General features: G+C 65.5%; 8 protein-coding genes and 2 pseudogenes. 6 read left to right on the top strand and 4 right to left on the bottom strand.

Annotation, left to right across the window (positions count from 1 at the left end; genetic code table 11):
* Positions 1-716: pseudogene (locus FCU40_RS22275) on the top strand (hypothetical protein); the annotation flags it as partial.
* Between the two features lie 193 nt (positions 717-909).
* Positions 910-1,350, top strand: a complete 441-nt coding sequence (locus tag FCU40_RS22270; protein ID WP_004622022.1) for a hypothetical protein — start codon at positions 910-912, stop codon at positions 1,348-1,350.
* Here the strand turns inward: FCU40_RS22270 and FCU40_RS22265 are convergent.
* Complete coding sequence (locus FCU40_RS22265; RefSeq protein ID WP_168077982.1) at positions 1,319-2,038, bottom strand: phosphatase PAP2 family protein; 720 nt, start codon at positions 2,036-2,038, stop codon at positions 1,319-1,321. The genes FCU40_RS22270 and FCU40_RS22265 overlap by 32 nt on opposite strands.
* A gap of 134 nt (positions 2,039-2,172) precedes the next feature.
* Here FCU40_RS22265 and FCU40_RS22260 point away from each other — a divergent pair, with 134 nt between their 5' ends.
* Both FCU40_RS22260 and cobS read left to right on the top strand, forming a co-directional pair.
* A complete protein-coding gene (locus FCU40_RS22260; RefSeq protein ID WP_168077980.1) occupies positions 2,173-2,541 on the top strand; it encodes an RcnB family protein in 369 nt (122 codons plus the stop codon).
* Positions 2,542-2,617: 76 nt separating this feature from the next.
* Entirely contained in the window at positions 2,618-3,628 is a 1,011-nt protein-coding gene (gene cobS, locus FCU40_RS22255) for a cobaltochelatase subunit CobS (RefSeq protein ID WP_004622030.1), read from the top strand.
* Positions 3,629-4,132: 504 nt separating this feature from the next.
* On the opposite strand, the gene FCU40_RS22250 is transcribed toward cobS, so the two are convergent.
* A complete protein-coding gene (locus FCU40_RS22250; RefSeq protein WP_168077978.1) occupies positions 4,133-4,321 on the bottom strand; it encodes a hypothetical protein in 189 nt (62 codons plus the stop codon).
* A gap of 146 nt (positions 4,322-4,467) precedes the next feature.
* Between FCU40_RS22250 and FCU40_RS22245 the strand changes: the two are divergent.
* Positions 4,468-4,654: pseudogene (locus tag FCU40_RS22245) on the top strand (hypothetical protein); the annotation flags it as partial.
* Here the strand turns inward: FCU40_RS22245 and FCU40_RS22240 are convergent.
* Both FCU40_RS22240 and FCU40_RS22235 read right to left on the bottom strand, forming a co-directional pair.
* Positions 4,641-4,976, bottom strand: a complete 336-nt coding sequence (locus FCU40_RS22240; RefSeq protein ID WP_168077984.1) for a HigA family addiction module antitoxin — start codon at positions 4,974-4,976, stop codon at positions 4,641-4,643. The pseudogene FCU40_RS22245 and the gene FCU40_RS22240 sit on opposite strands and share 14 nt — an antisense overlap.
* The gene (locus FCU40_RS22235; protein WP_168077976.1) at positions 4,942-5,223 is read right to left on the bottom strand and encodes a type II toxin-antitoxin system RelE/ParE family toxin; all 282 of its coding nucleotides are present in this window, start codon (positions 5,221-5,223) and stop codon (positions 4,942-4,944) included. The genes FCU40_RS22240 and FCU40_RS22235 overlap by 35 nt, the downstream gene beginning before the upstream one ends.
* Positions 5,224-5,420: 197 nt before the next feature.
* On the opposite strand from FCU40_RS22235, the gene FCU40_RS22230 reads away from it, so the two are divergent.
* On the top strand, positions 5,421-5,666 hold the full coding sequence (locus FCU40_RS22230; protein ID WP_168077974.1) for a DUF2188 domain-containing protein: 246 nt from the start codon (positions 5,421-5,423) through the stop codon (positions 5,664-5,666).
* The last annotated feature ends 121 nt before the right edge of the window (positions 5,667-5,787 follow it).

Here is a 5,787-nt window from a genome sequence, read left to right as displayed (position 1 = left end):
CGGCCAAGGCGCCGAAGGACGCGCCGGCCCTGATCAAGGCGGCCCGTTCGGGCGCGGGGGGCGTGCTGCGGATCACCGGCCAGGGCGGTCGTCGGGAAACTTTCAACCTGATCGGGCGAAAGGACGGCGGCAGAGGCCGCTGGCTGGTGGTGTCGACCCCGCGCTCGGGCTGGTTTGGCTGCGCGGGCGAGCGGGGGCCGGGGGTGGCGGCGTGGATGATGCTGGCCGACTGGGCCAGTCGCGCCAACCTGCCCGTCGATCTGGCCTTCGTCTGCAACAGCGGCCACGAGTATGAAAACCTCGGCGCCGAGCACCTGCTGGACAAGGCCGCGCCGCCGCCGGACCAGACCCGCTTCTGGCTCCACCTCGGCGCCAACCTGGCCGCGCGCGACTGGCACGAATTGGGCGGCCGACTGGCGCCGTTGCCCAGCGCCGATCCCCAGCGCTTCCTCCTGGCCAGCCCCGACCTCGTCGCGCCCTGCCGCGCGGCGTTCAAGGGTCTGGCGGGTCTCGAGGCCCCCTACCCGCTGGGCGCCGGCGCGGCCGGAGAGCTGACCCACATCGCGGCCGCCGGCTATACGCGCGTGGCGGGCGTCTTCGGCGCGCATCGCTTCCACCACGCGGCCGGCGACGACGCGCGCTGCGTGGACGCTAGCCTGGTCGACGCCGCCTTCCAGGCCGCCCGCCGCCTGCTGAGCGATCCCCGGATCCTCTAGAGCCTTTAGCCTGAAATCGGAATCGATTTCAGGCGCAAAAAAGGCTCTAAATCAAATGCTTAGAGCGTGAGATAAGCTGAAACCGGTTCCCACTTTCAGCCTCACGCTCTAGCGGCCGCTTCGACGCCTTGCGACGCAACCGACGAATGGGCATTGTCGCGCGCCGGCGCGCGGCGAGCAGGGGCCCTTTTCGATGACCGACAGCGATCCGGAGTGGCGCGCGCCGACCGAGGCGCCGACGCCGGTGACACCGGTGCCGTTCGGCAAGCCCTGGAGCATCTGGACCTGGGGCGTCCTGGTGTCGACGGCCGGCCTGGCGCTGGCGATCGCGCCGCACCCGGTGTTGCATCTGCTGAAATCGCCAGTCGAGGCCGCCAGCCTGCCGTGGGTCCGGTTCACGGGGCTGGTGCTGCTGGCCTATGGGATGGGCTATCACGTCGCCGGCTGGACCGGCCAGCGGACCTATATGCGCGCGTCCGTGGTGCTGCGGGTGCTGTCGCTGGTGATCATCGGGGCCTTCGTCCTGGCCGACTGGCTGCCCAAGGCCTGGCTGGCGGTGGGATTGGGCGACTTCGCCGGCGCGGTCTGGACCACGCTGGAGCTCAGGTGGCGTCCGAAGCCGAAGGCGGCCTGAAACGACGCTGAACGACATAGGCCGCCAGCCAGCAGGCCATGGCCCAGGCCGCGCCGGCGCTCCAGCCGGCCAGCACGTCGCTGGCCCAGTGGACGCCCAGATAGACCCGGCTCAGGCCGACCAGCAGGCTGACCAGGACGGCGGAGACCACGGCCAGCACCTTGACCCGCCGCCGGTCGGCGTAGCGGGCGGCCAGCACGCCCAGGGTCAGGAACACCACGGCCGACAGCATCGCGTGGCCCGACGGAAAGCTGGCGTTGACCGCCTCGACCGCGCGATAGGCCAGGTCGGGCCGCTCGCGCTCGAACAGCCGCTTCAGGCCCTGGCTGATCAGCAGCCCTCCGCCGGCCCCGACCGCGAGCAGAAGCGCCTCCGCCCAGCGCCGCAGCGAGGCCAGCAGCGCGAAGGCCAGCAGGATCACCAGGCTCAGCACCGTGATCGAGCCCAGGGCGGTGATGTCGACCGCCGCCACGTGCAGCCAGGGCGGTCCGACCAGCTGATGGGGCTGGCCATCGACTCGCAAGGCCGAGAGGACAGAGCGGTCGAAACGGTGGGTCCCGCCTTCGGAGACATCCTCGGCGATGGCCAGAAAACTGGTCGCGCCCAGCGCCATGACCAGCAGGGCGGAGGTGACGCCCAACTCGCGCCGCGCGGCGCCGAGCAGCTCCCGAAAGTCGATACGGATCAAGACGATGACGGCTCCAGACCACAACCTGAAATATGATTTCCTATTCGAAACATGAACTTAAGCCGAGGCTAGCCGTTCAAGTCGGGACCATGTCGAGCCGCCTAGGCTCGCGACCTCTCGAAAGGAGACCCGACATGAAACGCATACTGACCACTTCCGTCGCCCTGCTGATGCTGGGCGGCGCCGCCAGCGCCGCCTCGGCCCAGGACTATCGTCATGACGGACGCTATGACGGCCGAGACCGCGCCTATCAGCAAGGCCGTTTCGACCAGGCGCGCCGCGACGATCGACGGGATGACTGGCGCCACGACCATCGTCGCTGGAACCGGGGCGAGCGCCTGGATCCGCGCTGGCGCGGCAACGCCTATTATGTGAGCGACTGGCGCGCCCATCATCTGCGCCCGCCGCCCCGCGGCTATCGCTGGCATCGCGTCAATGACCAATACGTCCTGGCCGCCGTCGCCACGGGCGTGATCGCCTCGGTCATTCTGGCCGACCGCTAAAAAAGTGGCCTCGGAAAGGGCGTCGCCGCGCGGCGCCCTCTTCCCTACCCCCGCGTCAAGGCTATATCGGGTAGCCATGCCCGAGTTCGCCGAAACCAGCTCCGCCCAAGATCCGCTGATCACCCTGGTCCCCGACAAGTGGGTGACGCTGCGCGATGCGTTCGGCGTCGACAGCGACATGAAGGTCCCGGCCTTCAGCCATCGCGACCCGCACGTGCCGGAAATCGACAGCGCCTACCGCTTCGATCCGCAGACGACCAAGGCCATCTGCGCCGGCTTCGCCAAGGACCGCCGCGTGATGGTCCAGGGCTATCACGGCACCGGCAAGTCGACCCACATCGAGCAGGTGGCCGCGCGCCTGAACTGGCCGCTGGTTCGCGTCAACCTCGACAGCCACGTCTCGCGCATCGACCTGGTCGGCAAGGACGCCATCGTCCTGAAGGACGGCAAGCAGGTCACCGAATTCCGCGAAGGCATTCTGCCGTGGTCGCTGCAGCGCCCGATCGCCCTGGTGTTCGACGAATACGACGCCGGGCGTCCGGACGTGATGTTCGTGATCCAGCGCGTGCTGGAAGCCGGCGGCAAGCTGACCCTGCTGGACCAGAACCGCGTCATCCGCGCCAATCCGTACTTCCGCCTGTTCGCCACGACCAACACGATCGGTCTGGGCGACACGACGGGCCTCTATCACGGCACCCAGCAGATCAACCAAGGCCAGATGGACCGCTGGTCGATCGTCACGACGCTGAACTACCTCGAGCACGACGTCGAGGCGGCGATCGTGCTGGCCAAGAACCCGTCCTACGACACCGCCGAGGGCAAGCGCACCCTGGCCGCCATGGTCCGCGTCGCCGACATGACCCGCAACGCCTTTATGAACGGCGACATCTCGACCGTCATGAGCCCGCGCACGGTGATCACCTGGGCCCAGAACGCCGAGATCTTCGACCACGACGTGGCCCTGGCCTTCCGCCTGACCTTCCTGAACAAGTGCGACGAACTGGAGCGCCCCACGGTGGCCGAGTTCTTCCAGCGCGCGTTCGGAACGGACCTGCCGGAAAGCGCGGCGCGGGTGAAGGTGGCGTAGGGCGCGGCGGCGTCATCGCCGAGCCCGCTGAGCTGATGGTTCGAAACACCCGTCTCCCAGGAGGCGGGTGTTTTGCTTTGGGCGGGGCCGGGTGGGTGTTGTCGGGACATGGGTCCAGGCGCGGGGCGAGGCTACGGCCGGGATTGCGAACGTTTTCGCCGCGGGGTGTGCATCCGGAGAGCGGACGTCCTTGGGGTGCGTGAAGGGTGGGGAGCGGGCCCCTCAATCGAGTCTCAATAACTCCCGTCATTCCCGCCCTTGTGGCGGGAACCCCTGATTTAACTTGCACGTGAGATGCAAGCGGACTGCTTGGCAGTCCGCCACTGCCGCACTTGCGGCGGACAGAGAGGTTCCCGCCACAAGGGCGGGAATGACGGTGTTTATTGCGTCAGGTCGACTAGGGTCGGAAGGATACTATCAATCCCAACGGGGAAGTTGAGGAAACCGAACGTACACACCTATTTTTGCTACGTCTTGCTTTGGGCGTAGACGGATGACCTTGTGTCAGCAGCGGCGTTTTTGCTTTAACATCCAAACAAGGCCGACAAGTGCAAGGCCTATTGAGAAGCCCATCGTGGCGCCGATTAGGCCGCTTGGCACATGACTGCTTACCATAACCGGCATTAAAATAGCCGGCATGACGGCAGTAAGAACGACAATCGGCAGGAAACGGGCTTTTAGGTTCTTGGGCATCCGGTCCGCCTAGTCTTGAGCTTCTGCCTGTCAATATTTCATACGGAAACTAGGCGATCAAGAGACAGCTTTTAAAGACTATTAGATCGCTTTCGACGCAATTAGACGTCCGCCCAGGGCCGCAAGCAGCCTCTAACATCTCTCCAGAAACCCGACCTTCCCGGCGAACGCCGGGATCCAGATCGAACACACTGGCGCCCAGGCTTTCGGTCCCGACCGATGTCGCATCATCCCCAGCCGCACTAGGATGAATCTGGGCCCCGGCGTTCGCCGGGGAGGTCGGTTCATTTGAAATGTCTCGAACGCATCTTGGCCCGTCTCAAGCCGCCCTAGGCGTGATCTTCTCCAGCTCCGCGCCCATCTTTCGGCGCTGCTCCATCAGGTCGTAGCTGTTCTGCAAGCGGAGGAAAAAGCCCTCTGACATTCCCCAATAGCGCGTCAGGCGAAGGTCGGTGTCGGCGGTAACCGCCCGCTTACCGAGCACGATCTCATTGATCCGCCTGGGCGGCACGCCGATCGCGCGCGCCAGGGCGTTCTGGCTCATGCCGATCGGCTTTAGGAAGTCTTCCAAGAGGATGTCGCCGGGCGTGGGGTTGGGCAGCCAATCCGACGGATCGATCTCAATGGTAGTCGCAGATTTCGACGTCGTAGGCATGTCCACCACTCCAACGGAAGCATAGCCTCCACTGTTGATTGATCCTCATCGAATGCTGACCGAGCCGATCGCCTAATAACGCCTCCAGCCTATTGCCCGGCGGCAAGCGCAAATCGTCGAGATGCTCAGCAGCGTCCAATGAACGAAGGCGGCGCATGGCCGTCGCCTGAATATCTCCCGGCAGCCGCCGCGAACGACCACCTTCCCAAACGCGTTCGGTCTCGCGGTCAGCAAAGCTCACGATCATTTATAACGCATAACGTTATGAGGATCAAACAAGGGCAATCTCCACTAGCCGATACCCAATCACAATACTATTGGTTGATTTCCTCGACGCAACTCCCTTTTTGCGCACATCACCACGCCCTTTCCGACAAGACAGCGCCGTCGGAACCGCCCATGGTGGCGGTCCGTTCGACCTGCTTCAGCCATCGGAGACGCATCATGACCCAAGTCACCTACACCCTCGTCGAGCACGACGGCGGCTGGGCCTACAAGGTGGGCGAGACCTTCTCCGAGACCTTCCCGAGCCACGACGCGGCGCTGGCCGCCGCCAAGCGCGCGGCCGGCGAGCAGACCCTGCCCGGCGAGGACGTCGGCATCACCTACGAGGACAAGAACGCGGTCTGGCGTCAGGAATTGTCGGACGGCGACGACCGCCCGAGCACCCGCGTCGAGGACGCCCAGTAACCCGGAACGGCCTCGATCTTGCTGCGTCGGCCGTCCAAGAGCCAATTCGAGACAAGGTCGCCGCCCATGTTCGTCAAGAAGAAAGAAGCCCCCGCGCCGCTGGCCCTGGCTCCCCTGGAAC

It is taken from the genome of Caulobacter sp. SSI4214 (assembly GCF_012184455.1).
Taxonomy (GTDB): domain Bacteria; phylum Pseudomonadota; class Alphaproteobacteria; order Caulobacterales; family Caulobacteraceae; genus Caulobacter; species Caulobacter vibrioides_E.
This window is presented reverse-complemented; position numbering and strand designations above follow the sequence as displayed.